The 18,701-nt window shown below is 67.6% G+C and carries 19 protein-coding genes and 3 tRNA genes; 10 read left to right on the top strand and 12 right to left on the bottom strand.

What is annotated here, in order from left to right:
* The first annotated feature begins 100 nt into the window (after positions 1-100).
* Positions 101-631, top strand: a complete 531-nt coding sequence (locus AB0F86_RS16065) for a GtrA family protein (protein ID WP_067640283.1) — start codon at positions 101-103, stop codon at positions 629-631.
* A 110-nt stretch (positions 632-741) separates the two neighbouring features.
* Positions 742-2,640 (top strand): glycosyltransferase, encoded by a 1,899-nt coding sequence (locus AB0F86_RS16060; RefSeq protein WP_356984606.1) that lies wholly within the window; start codon positions 742-744, stop codon positions 2,638-2,640.
* A gap of 63 nt (positions 2,641-2,703) precedes the next feature.
* Here AB0F86_RS16060 and rsgA read toward each other — a convergent pair whose 3' ends face one another.
* The 5 genes from rsgA to AB0F86_RS16035 form a co-directional block, all read right to left on the bottom strand.
* Positions 2,704-3,735, bottom strand: a complete 1,032-nt coding sequence (rsgA, locus tag AB0F86_RS16055) for a ribosome small subunit-dependent GTPase A (protein ID WP_356984604.1) — start codon at positions 3,733-3,735, stop codon at positions 2,704-2,706.
* Positions 3,736-4,105: 370 nt separating this feature from the next.
* Positions 4,106-5,185: a glycosyltransferase family 2 protein gene (locus tag AB0F86_RS16050; protein WP_356984602.1), complete on the bottom strand. Its 1,080-nt coding sequence runs from the start codon at positions 5,183-5,185 to the stop codon at positions 4,106-4,108.
* Positions 5,182-6,000 (bottom strand): ABC transporter ATP-binding protein, encoded by an 819-nt coding sequence (locus tag AB0F86_RS16045; protein WP_225281465.1) that lies wholly within the window; start codon positions 5,998-6,000, stop codon positions 5,182-5,184. The genes AB0F86_RS16050 and AB0F86_RS16045 overlap by 4 nt, the downstream gene beginning before the upstream one ends.
* Before the next feature lie 18 nt (positions 6,001-6,018).
* Positions 6,019-6,846: an ABC transporter permease gene (locus AB0F86_RS16040; protein ID WP_356984786.1), complete on the bottom strand. Its 828-nt coding sequence runs from the start codon at positions 6,844-6,846 to the stop codon at positions 6,019-6,021.
* Between the two features lie 173 nt (positions 6,847-7,019).
* Positions 7,020-7,610, bottom strand: a complete 591-nt coding sequence (locus tag AB0F86_RS16035) for a bacterial proteasome activator family protein (RefSeq protein WP_067640291.1) — start codon at positions 7,608-7,610, stop codon at positions 7,020-7,022.
* Between the two features lie 86 nt (positions 7,611-7,696).
* Between AB0F86_RS16035 and AB0F86_RS16030 the strand changes: the two genes are divergently transcribed.
* Positions 7,697-8,899: a cysteine desulfurase-like protein gene (locus AB0F86_RS16030; RefSeq protein ID WP_067494785.1), complete on the top strand. Its 1,203-nt coding sequence runs from the start codon at positions 7,697-7,699 to the stop codon at positions 8,897-8,899.
* A 30-nt stretch (positions 8,900-8,929) separates the two neighbouring features.
* On the opposite strand, the gene AB0F86_RS16025 is transcribed toward AB0F86_RS16030, so the two are convergent.
* The gene (locus AB0F86_RS16025; protein ID WP_356984600.1) at positions 8,930-9,913 is read right to left on the bottom strand and encodes an NAD(P)H-quinone oxidoreductase; all 984 of its coding nucleotides are present in this window, start codon (positions 9,911-9,913) and stop codon (positions 8,930-8,932) included.
* Between the two features lie 161 nt (positions 9,914-10,074).
* Here AB0F86_RS16025 and AB0F86_RS16020 point away from each other — a divergent pair.
* Positions 10,075-10,162, top strand: a tRNA-Ser gene (locus AB0F86_RS16020).
* Between the two features lie 66 nt (positions 10,163-10,228).
* Positions 10,229-10,402, top strand: coding sequence for a hypothetical protein (locus tag AB0F86_RS16015; protein ID WP_225281247.1), 174 nt, complete (start codon positions 10,229-10,231; stop codon positions 10,400-10,402).
* 54 nt (positions 10,403-10,456) lie between these two features.
* Here the strand turns inward: AB0F86_RS16015 and AB0F86_RS16010 are convergent, their stop codons facing one another.
* Positions 10,457-11,245, bottom strand: a complete 789-nt coding sequence (locus AB0F86_RS16010) for a PRC and DUF2382 domain-containing protein (protein ID WP_181700742.1) — start codon at positions 11,243-11,245, stop codon at positions 10,457-10,459.
* A 251-nt stretch (positions 11,246-11,496) separates the two neighbouring features.
* Complete coding sequence (gene hisC / locus AB0F86_RS16005) at positions 11,497-12,564, bottom strand: histidinol-phosphate transaminase (protein ID WP_225281246.1); 1,068 nt, start codon at positions 12,562-12,564, stop codon at positions 11,497-11,499.
* Positions 12,565-12,609: 45 nt separating this feature from the next.
* Here hisC and AB0F86_RS16000 point away from each other — a divergent pair, with 45 nt between their 5' ends.
* The 3 genes from AB0F86_RS16000 to AB0F86_RS15990 all read left to right on the top strand — a co-directional run bounded on the left by AB0F86_RS16000 (position 12,610) and on the right by AB0F86_RS15990 (position 13,624).
* Entirely contained in the window at positions 12,610-13,338 is a 729-nt protein-coding gene (locus AB0F86_RS16000) for a dienelactone hydrolase family protein (RefSeq protein WP_181700738.1), read from the top strand.
* 93 nt (positions 13,339-13,431) lie between these two features.
* Positions 13,432-13,521 (top strand) — tRNA-Ser (locus AB0F86_RS15995).
* A 30-nt stretch (positions 13,522-13,551) separates the two neighbouring features.
* Positions 13,552-13,624: transfer RNA gene (locus AB0F86_RS15990), tRNA-Arg, on the top strand.
* 55 nt (positions 13,625-13,679) lie between these two features.
* Here AB0F86_RS15990 and AB0F86_RS15985 read toward each other — a convergent pair.
* Both AB0F86_RS15985 and AB0F86_RS15980 read right to left on the bottom strand, forming a co-directional pair.
* Entirely contained in the window at positions 13,680-14,405 is a 726-nt protein-coding gene (locus AB0F86_RS15985) for a maleylpyruvate isomerase family mycothiol-dependent enzyme (protein WP_356984598.1), read from the bottom strand.
* Between the two features lie 143 nt (positions 14,406-14,548).
* Positions 14,549-14,944: a RidA family protein gene (locus AB0F86_RS15980; protein ID WP_067494731.1), complete on the bottom strand. Its 396-nt coding sequence runs from the start codon at positions 14,942-14,944 to the stop codon at positions 14,549-14,551.
* An 85-nt stretch (positions 14,945-15,029) separates the two neighbouring features.
* On the opposite strand from AB0F86_RS15980, the gene AB0F86_RS15975 reads away from it, so the two are divergent.
* Both AB0F86_RS15975 and AB0F86_RS15970 read left to right on the top strand, forming a co-directional pair.
* Positions 15,030-16,610, top strand: a complete 1,581-nt coding sequence (locus AB0F86_RS15975) for an esterase-like activity of phytase family protein (RefSeq protein ID WP_356984596.1) — start codon at positions 15,030-15,032, stop codon at positions 16,608-16,610.
* A gap of 113 nt (positions 16,611-16,723) precedes the next feature.
* Complete coding sequence (locus tag AB0F86_RS15970; RefSeq protein ID WP_255495604.1) at positions 16,724-16,852, top strand: hypothetical protein; 129 nt, start codon at positions 16,724-16,726, stop codon at positions 16,850-16,852.
* A gap of 49 nt (positions 16,853-16,901) precedes the next feature.
* On the opposite strand, the gene AB0F86_RS15965 is transcribed toward AB0F86_RS15970, so the two are convergent.
* Together AB0F86_RS15965 and dcm are read right to left on the bottom strand one after the other, a co-directional pair.
* Positions 16,902-17,351, bottom strand: coding sequence for a very short patch repair endonuclease (locus tag AB0F86_RS15965; RefSeq protein ID WP_356984595.1), 450 nt, complete (start codon positions 17,349-17,351; stop codon positions 16,902-16,904).
* Positions 17,348-18,481 (bottom strand): DNA (cytosine-5-)-methyltransferase, encoded by a 1,134-nt coding sequence (gene dcm / locus AB0F86_RS15960; RefSeq protein ID WP_181700483.1) that lies wholly within the window; start codon positions 18,479-18,481, stop codon positions 17,348-17,350. The genes AB0F86_RS15965 and dcm overlap by 4 nt, the downstream gene beginning before the upstream one ends.
* Positions 18,482-18,701 lie beyond the last annotated feature (220 nt).

Raw genomic sequence — 18,701 nt, 5'->3', positions numbered from 1 at the left:
AAAGGGTCACCGGGAGGGTACACAGCACAGGTCTTCGGCGCTCATCCGGTTCGCCGAGCGTAACTCGGGGACACGCGGGTCTTCGGTGTACCGTCGGCCCGTGTCCCACCCTGATCTATCCGAGCCCGCCCCCGCTTCGCTGCTGACGAAGGTGACGACGGCGTTGCGGCAGGGGGCGGCGTTCCTCGTCGTCGGCGCGGTCGGTTTCCTCGTCGACGCCGGTACGTACAACCTGCTGGTGTTCTGGGGCGGCGGGTTGTCGCTGTCCGAAGGTGTGCTCTATCACTCCCCGCTCACCGCGAAAGTCGTCGCGATCGTGGTGGCGACGGTGGTCACCTACTTCGGCAACAAGTGGTGGACCTTCGCGCACAAGAAGTCCGGCAGCGCGGGCCGCGAATACCTGTTGTACGCGCTGGTGAATGTCGTGGCGATCGGCCTGCAACTGGGCTGCCTCGGCTTTTCCCGCTATGTGCTCGATCTGTCGTCGCCGCTGTCGGACAACATTTCCGCGACCGTCATCGGCCAGACGCTTGCTGTCATATTCCGTTATTGGGCCTACGACAAATTCGTCTTCACCGGCGCCGAGGCAACCGGTGAGCAACACGCGCGGGGTGCTGTTACCCCTCACTGACGGCGCCCGGCCCGGCGGTGATTGATATCCTCACCCCGCCCGCCGCGCCGCCCTTTCCTTACGTGACTGCTTGCGTCGGCGCAGTCGATACCGAGAATTTCGAGGACTTCATGGAGCAGTCGGCTACTCGAGTCGTGACCGAATCGAACGAACGGCACGAGGCCGCACCCGCGTCACTGCGTGGTGAACACTCGGCACCCGAACGCTTGGTCCTGGCCAGGGGCATTTTCACCGGCCCGTCGGCCCGGGTGAGCGACGAGCTCTACGCCGTCGTCAAGGGCGGTGCTGCCATCCGCGAGCGCCTGTCGCTGCACCTGCCCAAGGGCGCGACCGCGCACACGAATACCTACTTCGGCCGCTTCGCCGCCAGCTACTGGCAGCGCTGGACCACCGTCACCGAGGTGACCGCCACCGCGAACCTGCGGGTGGGGCACAAGGCCAATGTGCGGCTGGTCGCCTCCGATATCGCCGGGCACCGCCGCATCGTCGCCTCGCTGGTGGCGACCAGCAGCGGGTTCGTGAGCCTGTCCGCGCCGCTCGACCAATACGTCGACGGCGGCGCGCTGTGGCTCGAGTTCGACGCGATCGGCGGCGAACTCGACATCACCGAGCTCACCTGGACCGCCAAGGCGCCCGAGGCGGTTCGCCCCGTCGCCATCGCGATCTGCACCTTCAACCGGGCCGAGGACTGCGCCCACACCGTCGCCGCGCTGGCCTCGGACCCCACGGTGCTCGCCGCCATCGACGCTGTCTACGTCGTGGACCAGGGCACCGACCTGGTCGAGAACCGGCCGCTGTTCCAGCAGGTCCGCCCCGATTTCGGCGACAAGCTGCGCTACATCCGCCAGCCGAATCTCGGTGGCGCGGGCGGCTTCACCCGTGGCCTGTACGAGGTGTCGGCGGCCAACGAGCACGCCGACGTCATCCTGATGGACGACGACATCCTCTGCGAGCCCGAGACCGTCCTGCGCCTGCAGGCCTTCGCGAACCTGACGGTGGAGCCGACCCTGGTGGGCGCGCAGATGCTGTTCCTGCTCAACCCCGACTACCTCAATGTCGGCGCCGAGGACGTGCGCCTGGGCGAGCTCAAGCACGGGCAGAAGGTGCCCAAGGCGCTGCGCAACACCTCAATGCTCAAGAAGAACCAGGAGCGCCGCGTCGATGCCGGCTACAACGCCTGGTGGACCTGCCTGATCCCGGCCGAGGTCGTGAAGAAGATCGGCCTTCCGGTCCCGATCTTCTTCCAGTGGGACGATGTCGAATACGGCATCCGGGCCCGCGAGAACGGTTTCGTCACCGTCACCCTGCCCAATGCCGCCGTCTGGCACGCCGACTTCTACTGGAAGGACTACGACGACTGGGCGCGCTACTTCTCCACGCGCAACTCGCTCATCGTCGGCGCCCTGCACACCGATCTCGACGGCAAGGCCATCACCAAGGACTTCTTCCGCTACATCGCCGAACATCTCGTCGGCATGCAGTACGGCCTGGTGCACACCACCCTGCAGGGCATCGAGGACTTCATGAAGGGTCCGAAGGTATTGCGCGACGGCGGAATCGAGGCGTTGTCCACGGCCCGCACCTCCCGCAACGACTACCCGGAGACCATCAAGCACCCCGCCGCGACCCCGCCGGTGAACTCCGCCGAAATCCAGGTGCGCCGGGCAAGCGGTGAGCCCAGCCGCATCACCCTCGTGCTCATCAAGCGCGCGATCATGCAGTGGACCGGGCGCACCCAGCACGGCCTGATCGGTGTCACCCGCGAGGACGCGCACTGGTGGCATGTGGGCCTGTTCGACCATGTGGTCGTCACCGACGCCTCCCAGTCCGGCGTCCGCGTGCGTCGCCGTGACAAGGCCCGCGCCCGTGCCCTGCTCATCCGCACCTACCGCACCCTGCGCAAACTCCGTCGCGAACTGCCCAGGCTCCAGGCCGAATACCGCGCGGCGGTCCCCGAACTCACCAGCCGCGAGAACTGGGCCCGCCTCTACGGCATCGACCCCAGCTGACCGAGATCACCACGCTCTGGTGGCGGGACGTCCGCCACCAGGCGTGGTGCTCGGCTCAGCAGGTCAGCGGTAGCCGCGTTCGCGGTACTGCTTGCGGTGTTGCTTGGCGATGGAGCGCCAGGCGCGTTCGCGTTCGGCGGCCAGGCGCTTGTCGGTGCGCGCGGCCATCCACTCGTTCTCCTTCGCCAGCTTGCGGTAGCTGGTGAGGCGACGCTCGGTGATGGTGCCGTCGGCGATGCCCGCCTGGACCGCGCAGCCCGGCTCGGTCTCGTGCGCGCAGTCGGCGAAACGGCAATCAGCGGCGAGGGATTCGATGTCGCTGAAGGTCTTGCCGATACCGTCGGCGGCGTCGTAGAGGCCGATGCCGCGTAGACCCGGTGTGTCGATGAGGGTGCCGCCGCCGGGGAGCGGTCGCAGTTCCCGGTGGACGGTGGTGTGGCGGCCCTTGCCGTCGACCGCGCGAACGGCGTTGGTGGCGAACACTTCCGCGCCGAGCAGGGCGTTGGCCAGGGTCGACTTGCCCGCGCCCGACGGCCCGATCAAGGCGACGGTGCCGTGCAGCACGGCCGTGAGCACATCCAGCCCTGTCTCGGCGGCGGCGCTCACCGCGAGCACCGTCGCCCCCGGCGCGACCGCACGCACCTCGTCGAGCGGAAGATGTTCCGCCGCATCGGCTTTGGTGAGCACAACCACGGGTTGGGCATTGCTCTCCCAGGCGAGGGCGAGCATGCGCTCGATCCGTCCCAGATCGACGTCACCGTCGGCGGCGCTGCAGATCAGCACGGTGTCGACATTGGTGGCGAGCACCTGGGCGACCGAGCGCCCGGACACCGACGATCGCATGATTGCCGAGCGGCGCGGAAGCAGCACGCGCACAGTGCCTTCCGCGTCGAGACCGACCCAGTCGCCGGTACACAAGCCGGTGATGTCACGCGGACAGGCGGCACGAGACGGGCCGCTCGGGGCGACCACATCGCATTCGCTGCGATCCATCCGGACGATGCGTGCGGGCACGAGATCGCCGAGCAGCGGGAGATATTCGGAAGCTACGGCTTCGGTCCAGCCGTAAGGGACGAGCAGGTCGTAGTCGACCATCGGTAGAAGTCCTTCGTCGGGCGCCGAGCCCGACGTCGGGGCTCAGCGAGTAGAGGTGATGTCCGGAGCTGTCGGGGCGCCATCGCGCACCCGGGGCACGGCAATCCACACGTCTGTACTCACGGACATCCACCTCCTCTCCAACGTTGCTCCTACTGTGCCGCATACCCGCGACACCGCACAACCGATTTATGCCGGCAAGCGCCCGATCAGCTTCCCGGCGGTATCGACGCAGGTCAGGGAACGACGACCTCGGTCGAGGCGGGCAGGCTCGGCCGGTCGGTACGCACGGTGAGCTGGAACCGGCCGGGACCGGTGGGGCGATCACCTGGAACGGGTAGGTGCCGTTGCCGAGCGTGGGTACCGAGGATTATTTCCGCGGGCCCTGGTCCGGCTTGCCGAAGTGCTCGTTGCGGCCTAGCGAGCGCAACCGGAACCACTCCTTGAGCCCAGCCGGATCGCGACGGGTCACCAGGAAGAACCAGGAGAACCTGATCCACTCCTGCGGCAACAACTTCCGCATACCGGGCTGTGACATCAGGTACCCGCGATTGCGGTAGGTGAAGTAGCGCTTCACCGGATCGTCGGGGTACTGGGTGTGCATGCGCCCGCCGAGGATCGGCTTGAACTCCTCGGCACCGTTGGGGTGCAGGTAGGCGGTCTGCAGGCAGGTGCCGAACGGCAGGCCCGACCGGACCAGGCGCCGATGCACCTCCACCTCGTCGCCACGCACGAACAGGCGCAGGTCGGGCACACCGATCAGGTCGACGGCCTTCGCCGAGATCAGCGCGCCGTTGAACAGCGACGCGATGCCGGGCAGGAGGTCGTCGTCGCCGAGCTCCGACCGCGTGCGCCGCCACACCACCCCGCGGCGCAGCGGGAAGGCGAGCCGGTCGGGTTCGTCGATATCGCACACCACCGGCGACACCTCGACCAGATTGTGCCTGCGCGCGCAATCGATCAGCGTGGCGAGGACTTCCGGGCCGTCGGGTCGGCCGTCGTCGTCGGCCAGCCACACCCAGTCCGCGCCCTGGGTGAGCGCGTGCAGCATGCCGAGCGCGAAACCGCCCGCGCCGCCGAGGTTGTGGCGTGAGCCGAGGTAGGTGGCCTCGATGGGCTGTTGGGCGACCAGCTCGGCCACCTCGTCCTCGTTGGCATTGTCGACGACGATCAAATGGTCGATCGGACGTGACTGCGAGGCAAGCACTTTCAGCGATTCGGCGAGCAGCTCGCGGCGCTTGTGGGTGACGACGACCGCGATGATCCGCGCGTTCGGTCCGGTCTCGGTGCTCAGGTCGGCCGGTTCGGCGCCTGCGGGCAGCTCGGGCTCCTCGGTCACGGGCAGCACGGCGGCGGGCTCCACGGGGGCAACCCCCGCCTCGAGCCGATCAGCCATGCTGAACCCACCGGGCACGGCGGCCGGGACAGCGTCCTCACTCTGACCGCTCATGCCTTGTTCTGCTCCAATTCTTTGTCGCCGGATTCGGCTTCCAGCTCGCGAAGCACCTGTGCCACGTGGTTACCCGCCTCGGGCCCTTCATACGCTCGCACAACGTCTTCGATGCCGCCCTGTTCGCGGATGCGACCGTGGTCGATCCACATCGCGGTATCGCACAGCTGGGCGAGGAATTCGTTGGAGTGGCTGGCGAAAACGAGGATGCCCGACCGCGCGACCAGTGACTGGAGCCGGGTACGCGCCTTCTTCATGAACTCGGCGTCGACGGCGCCGATGCCCTCGTCGAGCAGCAGGATCTCGGGGTCGATGGAGGTGACCACACCCATCGCCAGGCGCACGCGCATACCCGTGGAGTAGGTGCGCAACGGCATCGACAGGTACTCGCCGAGCTCGGTGAAGTCGGCGATCTCGTCGATTTTGGCCAGCATCTGCTTGCGGGTCTGCCCGAGGAACAGGCCGCGGATGATGATGTTCTCGTAGCCGGAGATCTCCGGATCCATGCCAACACCCAGGTCGAACACGGGTGCCACCCGGCCGCGGATGCGCGCACTGCCGCGCGAGGGTTCGTAGATGCCCGAGAGCAGGCGAAGCAGCGTCGACTTGCCCGCGCCGTTGTGCCCGACGAGCCCGATCCGGTCGCCTTCCTTGAGCGAGAGGTTGATCTCGCGCAACGCCTCGACCACCACCACGTCGGAACTGTTGCGTCCGATCGCGCCGCCCGCCTTACCGAGAAAGGCTTTCTTCAGCGACCGCGACTTGGCGTCGAAGATCGGGAACTCGACCCAGGCGTCATGGGTTTCGATACTCACACGGCTCACGACAGTCTCCTAAACCCAGTACGGGACGCGGGCACGGTACTGCTTGAGCGCCAGGATCGCGACCACCCAGCCGACCACCGTGATCGCGCCGACGATGACCCAGGAATGCCAGTCGGTCGGCTCGCCGAGCAGCGGGCCGCGCACGATCTCGAGGTAGTGGAAGGTGGGGATGATCTCGATCAGCTTGGCCCGGTCGCTCATGCCGCCGACCGAGTTCTCCAGCGCCTTCGTCGACCACATCACCGGGGTCAGCACGAACAGCATCAGCGTCATCGAGCCGAGGATCGGGGCGATGTCGCGGTAGCGGGTGGAGAAGATGCCGAACACGATCGACACCCACATGGCATTGAGGAACAGCAGGAGGATCGCCGGAACAACCAGCAACAACGTCCAGTCGAGATCGCGCCAGATGGAGAACGCGAGCAGCAGCACCGCGTAGATCGCCGCGTTGTGGATGAAGAACAGGAACTGGCGCCACACCAGGCGATACACGTGCACGCTCAGCGCCGAGGGCAACTGTTTGATCAGTCCCTCATTGGCGATGAACACATCCGAACCCTCGAGGATCGAAGCTTGGATCACGTTCCAGACGATCAAACCGACCGTCACATACGGCAGGTACTCGCTGATCGGCTGATTCAGCAGCGTCGAATACAGCAGGCCCATCGCCAGCGCCTGCAGACCGGTCGCGATGGTGATCCAGAACGGACCGAGCACCGACCGGCGATAGCGCTGCTTGATGTCCTGCCAGCCCAGCGACAACCACAGCTCACGCTGATGGAACCCGTCGCGCATGTCTTTGAACGCGCGCCGGAACGTCTGCGAATCCGACACCATCGGCGTCTTCACCAGCAGCGGGGCGTCGTCGGTCTGCTCGGCGGCGGCCGCAGCGGCCACCTCGGCTTCGGTCGGTGTCTCGTCGGTATGCACGGGGCTCTCTTCGGTACGCGCGTCACCCTGGTCGGAGACCGATTCGGAACGAGCGGCAGCAGCGGGCACGATCCCCGACCTTACAGGTACTGCCCGCCGCCGACATGGCCATGGCCTGCCTTCCCATCGGCCGCGTGCATGCCGGGCGGGAGGGCGCCCTGGCGCATCTGTTCGAGCTGGGCGCGGGCGGCCATCTGCTGGGCGAACAGGGCGGTCTGGATGCCGTGGAACAGGCCTTCGAGCCAGCCGACGAGCTGGGCCTGGGCGATGCGCAGTTCGGCATCCGAGGGCACGGACTCGTCGGTGAAGGGGAGGGTGAGGCGTTCGAGTTCCTCGCGCAGTTCGGGGGCGAGGCCCTGCTCGAGTTCGCGGACCGAGGACTTGTGGATGTCCTTGAGGCGCGAGCGGCTCGCGTCGTCGAGAGGAGCGGCGCGCACCTCCTCGAGCAGCTGTTTGATCATGGTCCCGATCCGCATCACCTTGGCGGGCTGCTCGACCATGTCGGCCAGCGACTCGGCCGACTCGTCGCGGTCGTCGTCGGCCTTCTTGTCCCCGTCGACCACCTGCGCGGTGTACTCGGCCGCGGCGTCGGAGTCGGCGGGCACGGTGACCGGCCGACCGTCGGGACCGATCACGACGATGGATTCAGGGGTGTCCTCCGAGTGCGTCATAGCCCCATCATTGCGCGTGTGTCGGCTTCGCGCTAAAACCCCCACGCGGTTACACCGTGACGCCCGCTGCCCTTAAAGTGGCCACCATGACTTATGACGTCGCGAGGGTTCGGGGCCTGATACCGTCCCTGGGCGACGGCTGGATCCATCTGGACCCGCAGGCGGGGATGCTGGTTCCCGATTCGGTATCGCGTGCCGTCTCAACGGGTTTCCGTACCTCCTCGTTTTCCCACATCGGCCGCCACGGTGCGGCGACCCGCAGCGGCGCGATCCTCGACGCCGCCCGGGAGGCGGTCGCCGACCTCGTCGGCGGAGATCCGGCCGGCGTCGTGCTCGGTCCCGATCGTGCGGTTCTGCTCGCCTGGCTTGCCGAGTCCCTGAGTTCGCGCCTGGGTCTCGGCACGGGCATCGTGCTCTCCCGTCTCGACGACGAGGCCAATGTCGCGCCGTGGCTGCGCATCGCCAACCGCTACGGCGCGCACGTGCGCTGGGCCGAGGTGGAGATCGAGACGTGCGAGATGCCGTCGTGGCAGTTCGAGGAGCTGATCGGGCCGACCGCGCGCCTGGTCGCACTCACCGCCGCGTCGCCGATCGTCGGTTCCGCGCCCGCCGTTCGGGTGGCCGCCGACCGGGTCCACGATGTGGGCGGTCTGCTTGTCGCCGACGCGTTCGGCGCCGCACCGTACGCGCTGATCGACATCGACGAACTCAATGCCGACGTGGTCGCCCTGAGCGCGCCGTCGTGGGGCGGTCCGCAGGTCGGCGCGCTGGTGTTCCGCGACCCAGCCTTCCTCGACCGCATCCCGTCGATGTCGCTCAACCCCTACGCCAAGGGGGCTGAACGCCTCGAGGTGGGCGGGCACCAGTACGCGCTGCTCGCCGGGCTCACCCAGTCGATCGACTTCCTCGCCGGACTCGACGAGCGCGCCACCGGCACCCGCCGCGAACGCCTCGAAATCTCGATCACCTCGCTGCAGGACTACCACGACCAGCTCTTCGACCACCTCATGCAGGTGCTGGAGCAGGTCGAGGGCCTGACCGTGATCGGGCGCGCCTCCACCCGCATCCCCACCGTCAGCTTCACGATGGCGGGCATGCAGGCCGAGAAGGTGGCGGCCAAGCTGGCCGACGCCCGTATCGGCACGGTCAGCGGGGTACACGGCGGCAGCCGGTTACTCGACGCCCTCGGGGTCAACGACGAGGGCGGGGCCGTCACCATCGGCCTGGCCCCGTACACCACGCGCTACGAAATCGACCAGCTCGGCCGGGCCCTCAGCTCCCTCGAGTAGCCCGCGCCTGTAGCTGTTCCGCTCTAGTTCTCAGTCGCGTACTCGAAGCACGACCTTGCCGAAAGTTTCGGGTGCGTCGAGCAATTCGTGGGCACGGCCCGCTTCGGTGATGGGCAGTTCCGCCGAGATCACCGGAAAGATCTCGCCCGCCGCCACATCCGGCCACAACTGCGTGCGCACCGCGGCGATCACCTCGGCCTTGCTGCCCTCGCCCGCCCGTGGTCGGGCGCGCAAGTTCGTGGCGTGCACCGAACCCCATTTGCGCAGCAGCCCACCGATATTCAGCGACCCGGTATTGCCCCCTTGTAGCCCGATCACCACCAACCGGCCGTGCGGGGCGAGCGCCTCCACATTGCGTTCGAGGTAGGCGGCGCCCATGTTGTCGAGAATGATGTCGGCGCCACCGGCGTCGGCGAGCTCGGTCACGAAATCCTGGGTGCGGTAGTTGACGAGGATTTCGGCGCCGAGGCCCGCGCATTTGGCCAGCTTCTCGTCCGACCCGGCCGTCACCGCCACGCGCGCGCCCCGCCTGCGCGCCACCTGGATGGCGTGCGTACCGATCCCACCCCCACCCCCGTGGATCAGCACCAGCTGCCCCGAGCGCATCCCCGCGGTCATCACCAGGTTCGACCACACCGTCGCCGCCACCTCGGGCAAGCCCGCGGCGGCAGCCAGGTCCATCTCCTCGGGCACCGGCAACAGCTGGGTGGTCGGCACAGCCGCCAGCTCGGCGTACCCGCCGCCCGCGAGCAGCGCGCACACCCGATCACCGACCTGCCAATCCGTGACCCCCGGGCCGAGCTCGACGATGGTTCCGGAGCACTCGAGACCGGGCACGGAACTGGCGTCCGGCGGCGGAGGATAGAAGCCGCGCCGCTGCATCACATCGGCCCGGTTCACCCCTGCGGCAACAACTTCGACCAACACCTCGCCCGGGCCGGGTTCTGGGTCGACCGTCACGGTCCACTCCATCACCTCGGGCCCACCGAACCCGTCCAGCTCGATAGCACGCATGCTGTTCCGCCTCTCCGCGTCTTTTGGCCAGACTAAGTGCGTGGTGCTGTGTGTTGGCGTCTTGCGGGTCGTGTGGGCGCGGGTCGGCCCGTGCCCGGGGAGTTACCCATGTTCGTGCGAGATCTGTTGTCGCGGTCGGGTCCGCTAGTATTTCTGCTCAGGGAGACGTGGCAGAGCGGCCGAATGCACTCGCCTTGAAAGCGAGCATGGGTAACACCATCGGGGGTTCAAATCCCTCCGTCTCCGCCACTGCTGGGCTTTTCGCCCGGTACCGGGTTGTTTCGAGGGGGCCGTTCTCGCAGTAACCACGCCTCCGTGCAGGTCTTCCCCGGTCATACCACCGAGGTGCACTACTCCGCGCCCGCCCAGATCTATCTGAAGGGTGCGCTGGGCGCGGAACGTCAGGCCACGCCCGGAGTGGCACTCAGTTACGTGGCGTTGGCGTTCTGTGTGCTCCTGATCGTGGCCTGGATCGCCCTGGCGATCTGACGCCGGACGCGCCTGAGCCCCGGTGCGACACCGGGGCTCAGGCCAGCATTTACGTCACGGCTTGTTCCGACGGCGATCGTCGTCGAAGCCTTCGGTTTCCACACGCTCCTTGCGGACGGTGTCGGAGACGGTCTGTTCGTCGGCGACCTCGTCCACCTCGAGACGGACGCGTTCCACCGGGACCGCTTCCTTCTGGACGTGCACCTGGTCGGCGTGCAGCGTCACCTCGCGCTCGTCGTCACCGATATCGGTGCGACCGGTGCGCTCGCCGGTGATGGGCTCACGGACGATATGCGCCTCTTCGTGGGTGGTCGGGACCTTGATGGTCTGCTCCTCGGTCACCACGTACTTGCGCAGCCGTGCGGTGCCGACCTCCTCGCTTTCGGTGTCGACGCGCAGCTGCTCCTCCGAACGGATCATCGAATCGTCGGTGGTGCCACGATTCATGGCCGCCGGATTGCCGTGGGTCATCGGCTCGTCGGTTCCGGGGCGAATCTGCTGACGCCCGTAGGTGTTCCAGCCGGCCGAGCGCGGGTCCACGTGGTAGTGACGGAACAGTTCCTGCTCGGACTGGGCGCTGATGCGGCCGCCGTCGTCGAGATGCGGGGCGGACTTCACCTGCTCCTTGTCGACGTGCAGACGCAACGTGTCCTCGTCGGCCTTGTGTTCGGCGCCCGCCAGCGGCACCAGCGAGTCGGCGCTGAACAGGCCGGTCGAGACCGCGGCCCAGGTCGGGGAGCCCGTGTTGTTGTCGATGTAGATCTGCTTGACCTTGCCGATCTTCTCGCCCCGCTCGTCATAGGCGGTGGCGCCGATCAGCGAATCCAATGTTGCCTTGCTCATTTTTCATCCCTCCTACCGGGAGCGGAGGCCGTCGATCCCGGATCCGGGTGACGGTCCGCGTGGGTTGTGGGTGACCAGTCGGGACGCAGTGATCGGGTTGACCAGATCAGCTACGTGGCGGCAAATACCCGGGGCCCAGGGGGCCAAACAACCCGAGGTGAGGGCGGGGATATGGAATCGGGCCCGCGAAGGACGCGACGTAATCGGTCAGCCGTCCATCTTTGGGCCCGAAACAGCAAGTGGCGCAGGGTTCAGCTGAACCGCGCCGCATTCTCCGGTGCGGTGGCGAAGGCGAGGAAACGCTCGTTCTCGTGCGGGTCACCGATGGTCACACGCACGCCGTCACCGGCGAAGGGGCGAACCAGCACACCCGCAGCAGCGCTCGCCTCGGCGAATTCCAGGCTGCGCGCACCGAGCGGCAGCCAGACGAAATTCGCCTCGCTCGGCGGCACCTCGTACCCGGCGGCCAGCAGCGCCTCGCGCACCTGCGCACGCTGGGTGATGAGCACGTCGGTGCGGTCGAGCAGCTCACCGTGCGCCTCCAACGACGCGATCGCGGCCGCCTGCGCCACCCGGTTCACGCTGAACGGGATGTGCACCTTCAGCAGCGCGGCGATCACCTCCGGATCGCCCACGGCGTAACCCACGCGCAACCCGGCCAGGCCGTACGCCTTCGAGAACGTCCGGAGCACAACGACATTGGGTCGGGTGCGGCCGATCTCGATACCGTCGGTCTCCGGCAGCCGCAGATACTCGAAATACGCCTCGTCGAGCACCACCAGCACGTGTGGGGGCACCCGATCGAGGAAACGCTCCAGCTCGGCGCGTGGGTGCGCCGTGCCCGTCGGGTTGTTCGGGTTGCAGACGAAGATCAGCTTGGTTCGTTCCGTGATCGCGTCGGCCATCGCGTCCAGGTCGTGGCGATGATCGGCGGTCAGCGGTACCGGCACCGCGGTGGCATTACCCACCTGGGTGACGATCGGATACGCCTCGAACGAGCGCCACGCGAACACCACCTCGTCGGTGGTGGCATCGCAGGTGATCTGCACGAGTTCCTGACACAGCGCCACGCTGCCGCAGCCCACTGCCACGTCGGCAACGCTCACACCGAGGAATTCGGCCAGCGCCGTCCGCAACTCGGTGACCTGGTTGTCGGGGTAACGGTTGGCCTGCTCGGCCGCCGCCGCGATCGCCTTCGCCGCGCTCGGTAGCGGGCCGAACGTCGTCTCGTTCGAGGCCAGCTTCACCGCGTCCGGGTGGGTGCGGCCGGGAACGTAGGCGGGAATGGTGGCCAGGTCGGGCCGGATACGCGCTGTCACCGCTCCACCCTACCCAAGACCAGTTCTGCCGCCTACGCTGGGAATATGCCGGGCACTTACAACGATGTCGCCCCACTGCGGCCGGTCGAGTCCGCCGGTGAGCCGGGTGGCGCCGAAACCAGCGCGCGCACCTCCGTGCCGATCACGGTCGTCGAGCCGGAACGAACGGCGCGCGGCGGCATCGTCGTCCTGCACGAATCGCGGGAGTTCCCGCCCCAGCTCGTCGAGCTCATGCGCTCGCTGGCGCTGGAAGGCTGGTTCGTCGTCGCCCCGCACCTGTTCGACCGTCTCCCGGACGACAACATCCACGAGGTGTTCGGCGACGAGCTGTTCGTCGACTTCGACGCGGGCTTCGACTGGCTCACCCGCCGCGGGGTCTTCCCCGACACCATCGGCGTACTCGGTTTCGACTCCGCGGGCACGGCCGCCTTCCTCGTGGCCACCAACCGACCCATCGGCGCGGCCGTGAGCGTGGCCGCCGCCGGCATCGTCGACCCGCTCCCCGACCAGCGCACCTCGCTGGTGGAGGTTGCCCCCAGCCTGCAAGCCCCTTGGCTCGGCCTGTTCGGCGCCGACGATCCCGCCACCCCACCCGAGGCCGTCGACCAGCTCCGCGACGCCACCGCTCGCGCGAATGTGGCCAGTCTCACCATCACCTATCCCGGCCTGCGCCACCGCGCCGACCGCCCCGACCCCGACGACGACGCGGCCACCGCCATCCGCATCGATTCCCAGACCCGCATCTTCGACTGGTTCGACAGCAATTTACGCTAGTTGACCAGGCGTTTTGGACTCCTACGACTGCTCGTGTAATCTTCATTCCCGGCGGTTCGACAAGGACCGGTGCCCTCGAAAGAGAAGGCTCCAGGAGGCGTGCCAGAGCGGCCGAATGGGACTCACTGCTAATGAGTTGTCCCTTCACGGGGACCGGAGGTTCAAATCCTCTCGCCTCCGCCACACCGGTTCGCCGGTACAACTGAAGACCATGCGCCCGTAGCTCAACGGATAGAGCACTTGACTACGGATCAAGAGGTTAGGGGTTCGAATCCCTTCGGGCGCACAACAATCCGCCTCCTATCGGTACTCCCGGTAGGAGGCGGATTTTTTTTGTGTGATTACTTCCAGGCGGGGAGTGGGGGCAGGGGGCCGGTGAGGTCGGTGCCGGGGGTTCGGCCGAGGAGCCAGGCCAGGAGGGAGGTGGCGGGGCCGAGGACGGTGTGGTGGGGGCGGTCGGGGCCGATGGTGGCGATGAAGTCGGTGTCGGTGGCTTGGATGTCGAAGGTCGGGGTGGCTTCGGGGTGGACCTTCGCGGACAGGTCGGCGACGGTTTCGGGGAGCAGGCGGGCGACGAATTCCTTCGGCCAGTCGGCGGGGGAGTAGCCGACGCCGAGGTCGACGTGGTGGATCTCGGTTTCGCGCAGACGCATCCACGGGACGATGTCGGCGGTGAGGGTGCCGCCCTGGCGGTTGCGGACCTCGGCCGCCCAGTCGGCGGCGGACATGGTGGTGGCCAAGGCCTGCCAGCGATGGGCCGACGCGGCGAAGTCGGCCCGCTGCACGTCGGGTGCGCGGCCCGCACCGGTTTCGATGTCGGCGTCGCGCACCGCCACGCTCGGATACTGCGGGATCTCGATGCCGGTGTGCGCCCACAGCAGCAGGTTCAGCAAGCTGTCCGCATTGCGGGACAAGTGGGCGACGACATGGCCGCGGGTCCAGCCGGGCAGCTGGGACGGCTCGGCCAGAGCCGATTCGCCGAGCGCGCCGATCGAGGCCTCGAGACGCGCGGTGGAGGCGGAGACCTGAGCCAACAGGTCGGTGGGCGTTGCCATTTCGCTGGTCACGAGATCGAGGGTAGTAGTTCGGCGTGCGCGGCACCGGCGTTCACGACGCCCTCGACCCCGCCTGTGGATAACTCGAAACCTGTGGATAACTGTGCACTTTTCGCCGTCGACGCCCAGGGTGCGAAGTGCCCGTGATGCGACGATCAGCCGGCGACGATCGCATCGGCTTCGATCTCCACCAGCAGCCCCGGCGCGATCAACGCGGTGACCTCGTACATCGACGCCGCGGGCCGGATATCGCCGAATACCTCGGCGTGCGCGGCCGCGACCTCCGGCCAACGGGAGATATCAGTGACGAACATCCTGGTCCGCACCACATCGCGCACACTCGCGCCCGCCTGGTCGAGTGCGGTGGCGATCCGCGCGAGGATCTCGCGGGTCTGGGCGCCGATATCGTCGCCACCGACGGCGCCCCCACCGGGCAGCGCCGCCGTGGTGCCGCTGACCAGCACATGGTCGCCCACCCGCACGGCACGCGAATACCCGACGACATCTTCGAAGTCGGACGCGGAGGAAATGTTGAACCGGGTTGTTGTCATAGTGGCCAGAATGGGGCACCGACTGCGGGAGGACAATTCATTTCCCGGTCGTCTGCTGGTCGGTTGCGCGCGGTACGCAAGGCGGATGAACGCACGACCAGCACTTCGTCTCTTCCCGCTCACGGCCGCGCTGTGTGCCGCGGCCGTCACTGCGGCCTGCTCGACACCCGGCTCCGATCCCGACTTCACCGCCACGAAGGACCAGTCGTTGGTGATCTCGCTGGACGAACTCGTGGCGAGCGTGGGTGGGGATGCGGTGCTCGGCGTGAGCATGGAGCCCGAGCACGGCAACATCACCCGCAAGACCGACGGGTCCTACATGTACACACCGAGCGCCGGTTACACCGGGCTCGACCAGTTCACCGTGACCACCAGCGACGCGGTCCGGCTGTACACCACCGACATCCCGGTGCTCGGCGAATTCGGCGGCACCACGGTGCAGGGCAGCGGTTTCGGGTCGGCGTGGACCCCGGTGCCGGGCACCACCGACGAGTTCTACGGCCTCACCGACCGTGGCCCCAATGTCGACGGTCCGGGAAAGAACGAGAAGCTCTCGCCCACACCGACGTTCGTTCCGAAGATCGGCAAGTTCAAGCTGGTCGGCAGCAAGGCCGTGCTGCAGTCGAGCATCGAGCTGCGCAACCGGGCGGGCGTCCCGTTCAACGGACAGGTCGACTCGGCGGCAAGTACCGGCGAGACGATCAAGGATCTGGCAGGCACGGTGCTGCAGGCCACCGACCACGGCCTCGACCCGGAAGGACTTGTCGCCCTTGCCGACGGCACGTTCTGGGTATCGGACGAGTACGGACCGTTCCTGGTGCACTTCGCCGCCGACGGCACCGAGATCGAACGGCTCGCACCCGGCAGCGGGCTGCCGAAGGAGATCGCGCTGCGCAGCCCCAACCAGGGCATGGAAGGGCTCACCGTCACCCCGGACGGCAGCACGCTGGTCGGCATGGTGCAGAGCGCGCTGAAGACGCCCGGCCTCGACGGCTCGGCCAAGGAAGTTCCGTTCGCGCGGATCGTCACCGTCGATCTGAAAACCAAGGCGCAGAAGGAATTCCTGTACCCGCTGGAGAACCCGAAGCAGAACAAGGTCGCCGTTTCCGAGATCACGGCGCTGAGCGCGACGACCTTCCTGGTCGCCGAACGTGACGGGAACCTGGCGCCCGAGGCGAACAAGAAGATCTGGACGATCGATATCGCCGGCGCCACCGACGTCGGTCCCCACTCCACCCTCGCGGGTGCTCGGTACGACGCCGAGCAGGGCGGCCTGCTGGTCGACGGCAAGCCGATCGAAACCCTGATCGGCACCGTCCCGACCACCGATGCGATTGCCGCACTGAAGAAATCGGGCATCACACCGGTGGAGAAGAAGAGCAACCTCGACCTGGCGGCCCTGGTCACCGCACTCGACGACAAGGGCAGGTTCTTCGGCCACGACAAGATCGAGGGCATCGCCTCGCTCGACGGCGGCAAGACCGTCTACATCGCCAATGACAGCGACTTCGGTCTCGCCGCGAGCACCGGCGAGCAACCGCCGTTCGGCTTGAAGCCCAAGACGCTGGCCAACGGATTACAGGACACCGGTGAGGTGCTGGTGGTCGACACGACGAAGCTGCCCGCGAAGGTGGGAGGTCATACGGTGAAGATCACCGTGAAGTAGGCGGGACGAACGGGGTGTGTGACCGGGTCACATGCGGTTTCATCACAGGGCGCACAGGTTGTTGTCAGGTTGGGCGGGCAAGCTGGGCGATGTCACCAACCGGAAGGTCTCAGATGAGCTACGTGATCGCACTGGCCGGCTTCGCCACGATCCTGGCGATGGTGGTATCCGGCTACGCCGCCGCCAACGCACCCCGTTCCCTGGTCCGCGTCCGCGCCGACCGCTCGCCCCGCCGCCGCTGACCAAGCGCGCCCGGTCACCGGGCATTCTCGGACGAGGGCCGAACCCCGGTCAGCCAGTTCCGCGAACCAACGCGACGATCTGCTGGGCGACGACCCGCGGGTCCTCGTGTTCCCACACCCGAACCACCTGCCAGCCCGCCTCGATCAACGCGGCATCGGTGGCGCGATCGCGTGCCACATTGCCCGCCAGTTTCTGCGCCCACCACTCGGCATTGTTCTTCGGATCGGTCGCGTGTTCGGGACACCGATGCCAGAAGCAGCCGTCGACATACACGGCGACGCGACGGCGTGGGAACACCACATCGGCGCGCCGGCGCTGGCCCTTGATCGGTGCCCGGTCGACGAAATAGCGCAGGCCCGCGCGGTGCAGCTCGCGTCGTAAGGCGAGTTCGGGAGCGGTGTGGGCACGGCGTTGGCGTGACATCCGCGCGCTGGTCGCCGCGTCGGTGAGGGGTGCCGACCGCGGCGCATCGTCTCCGTGGTCCCGCCTCCCGGTCATGCCGCCCAGCCACCCATGCGATCGAGATGGTCGCGCACGTCGTCGAGGAATCCGGGCGGAAAACGCAAGTTGCCCATGGACGTTCGTCGTAGAAACCCGGCCGTGGCCCGCGGGGAGAGCAGTCGCGGTTCGGTGAGGAAGTTCTTCAGATCCTCGTAGGGCTCGTGGACCGGCCACGTCGACAGCGGCACCTGATGCACCACGCCCGCATGCCCCCACGCCGCACTCGGCCACGGTGCGCCCGGCCGCAGCGGCGCACCGACGGTGAGCGGCTCCAGCGGCGCGGCCAGCCGCTCACCCACCCAGTTCGCCATCCGCACACTCACCGCGTTGCCGACCAGCTTCCACCGATGTCCCTGCCGCACACCCGGTACGTCCAGTGCGGGCGCGGTCCACTCGGCATCGAAACCCTGTAATCGTTCCCCATCGATGATGCCGGGGGTGACGATCTCGCCCGCCGGAAGCCGCACCGCGGGCGGGCTGGCGATGCCGAGCCCGGAACCGCCCTTCAAGGTCGGCACGGCGTTCACCGCCCAGCCGAGGCCGCGCACGCCCTCGGTCCAGTAGAAGCCGCACGGGTCGCGGTCGGGGTCGCCGTAGTCGCGCGGGCCCGCGTCGTCACCGAACAGCACCTGGCGCGGGTCCTCGGTGCGGGAGGCGAGCATCAGCACGCGCTGGCGCCGTTGCGGCAGGCCGAACGCGCGACCGTCGACCACCCGGTAGGCCCAGGTGTATCCGAGTTCCTCCAGGGCGGTGGTGATGTGGCGCATCGCCGCGCCACGACCCAGCTGGAGCATGAACGGCACGTTCTCGATCAGCAGCCAGCGCGGCCCACGCTGCCGCCGGACCAGCCGGAACACCTCGTCGACCAGCCCGGAACGGCGACCGGTGATACCCGCGGTGCGCCCGGCCTGCGAGAGGTCCTGGCACGGGAACCCCGCCGCGACCAGTTCGGTGCGCGCGGGCAGCGAACGCAGCCGGGTGATGTCGGCGTGCAGCGGTGTTTCGGGAAAACGCGCGGCGAGCACGCCCTGCGCACCCGGATCGATCTCACACAGCAACTCGGTGGACCATCCGTGTCTGCCGAGGCCGAGTTCGAGCCCGCCGATCCCGGCGAACAACCCGACCATCCGCGTCAACAGTCCTCCTGTGCTTGTCGGAACGCGCAAACACCCACTTCTCGCGCCTGCGGCATTGTATCGGGCCGCTGAACAGCGGCAGAGGGCGTAGCAGCCGGGGCTGTGCACACCTGTGGATGCTTTCGTCCGGCAGAAAATTCGGTGGCCGGGAACGGGGGTCCGGTGCGACTCTGGAAGGGCCTACTTGTCGGACCCCGATGCGAACATCGTC

It is taken from the genome of Nocardia sp. NPDC023733, from assembly GCF_040639775.1.
Lineage (GTDB): Bacteria > Actinomycetota > Actinomycetes > Mycobacteriales > Mycobacteriaceae > Nocardia > Nocardia rosealba.
Note: the sequence above shows the minus strand (reverse complement) of the source record. Positions and strands in the feature narration are given on the sequence as shown.

What these genes read in the sequence shown, in the direction of transcription:
- AB0F86_RS16030 (WP_067494785.1), top strand. Translation starts at nt 7,697, where the DNA reads ATGACTTATGACGTCGCGAGGGTTCGGGGCCTGATACCGTCCCTGGGC.
- AB0F86_RS15965 (WP_356984595.1), bottom strand. Translation starts at nt 17,351, where the DNA reads ATGACCGGGAGGCGGGACCACGGAGACGATGCGCCGCGGTCGGCACCC.
- AB0F86_RS16040 (WP_356984786.1), bottom strand. Translation starts at nt 6,846, where the DNA reads ATGGTGTCGGATTCGCAGACGTTCCGGCGCGCGTTCAAAGACATGCGC.
- AB0F86_RS15980 (WP_067494731.1), bottom strand. Translation starts at nt 14,944, where the DNA reads ATGACAACAACCCGGTTCAACATTTCCTCCGCGTCCGACTTCGAAGAT.
- AB0F86_RS16060 (WP_356984606.1), top strand. Translation starts at nt 742, where the DNA reads ATGGAGCAGTCGGCTACTCGAGTCGTGACCGAATCGAACGAACGGCAC.
- AB0F86_RS16000 (WP_181700738.1), top strand. Translation starts at nt 12,610, where the DNA reads ATGCCGGGCACTTACAACGATGTCGCCCCACTGCGGCCGGTCGAGTCC.
- AB0F86_RS15975 (WP_356984596.1), top strand. Translation starts at nt 15,030, where the DNA reads ATGAACGCACGACCAGCACTTCGTCTCTTCCCGCTCACGGCCGCGCTG.
- rsgA (WP_356984604.1), bottom strand. Translation starts at nt 3,735, where the DNA reads ATGGTCGACTACGACCTGCTCGTCCCTTACGGCTGGACCGAAGCCGTA.
- AB0F86_RS16010 (WP_181700742.1), bottom strand. Translation starts at nt 11,245, where the DNA reads ATGAGCAAGGCAACATTGGATTCGCTGATCGGCGCCACCGCCTATGAC.
- AB0F86_RS16025 (WP_356984600.1), bottom strand. Translation starts at nt 9,913, where the DNA reads ATGCGTGCTATCGAGCTGGACGGGTTCGGTGGGCCCGAGGTGATGGAG.
- dcm (WP_181700483.1), bottom strand. Translation starts at nt 18,481, where the DNA reads ATGGTCGGGTTGTTCGCCGGGATCGGCGGGCTCGAACTCGGCCTCGGC.
- AB0F86_RS15970 (WP_255495604.1), top strand. Translation starts at nt 16,724, where the DNA reads ATGAGCTACGTGATCGCACTGGCCGGCTTCGCCACGATCCTGGCGATG.
- AB0F86_RS16050 (WP_356984602.1), bottom strand. Translation starts at nt 5,185, where the DNA reads ATGAGCGGTCAGAGTGAGGACGCTGTCCCGGCCGCCGTGCCCGGTGGG.
- AB0F86_RS16035 (WP_067640291.1), bottom strand. Translation starts at nt 7,610, where the DNA reads ATGACGCACTCGGAGGACACCCCTGAATCCATCGTCGTGATCGGTCCC.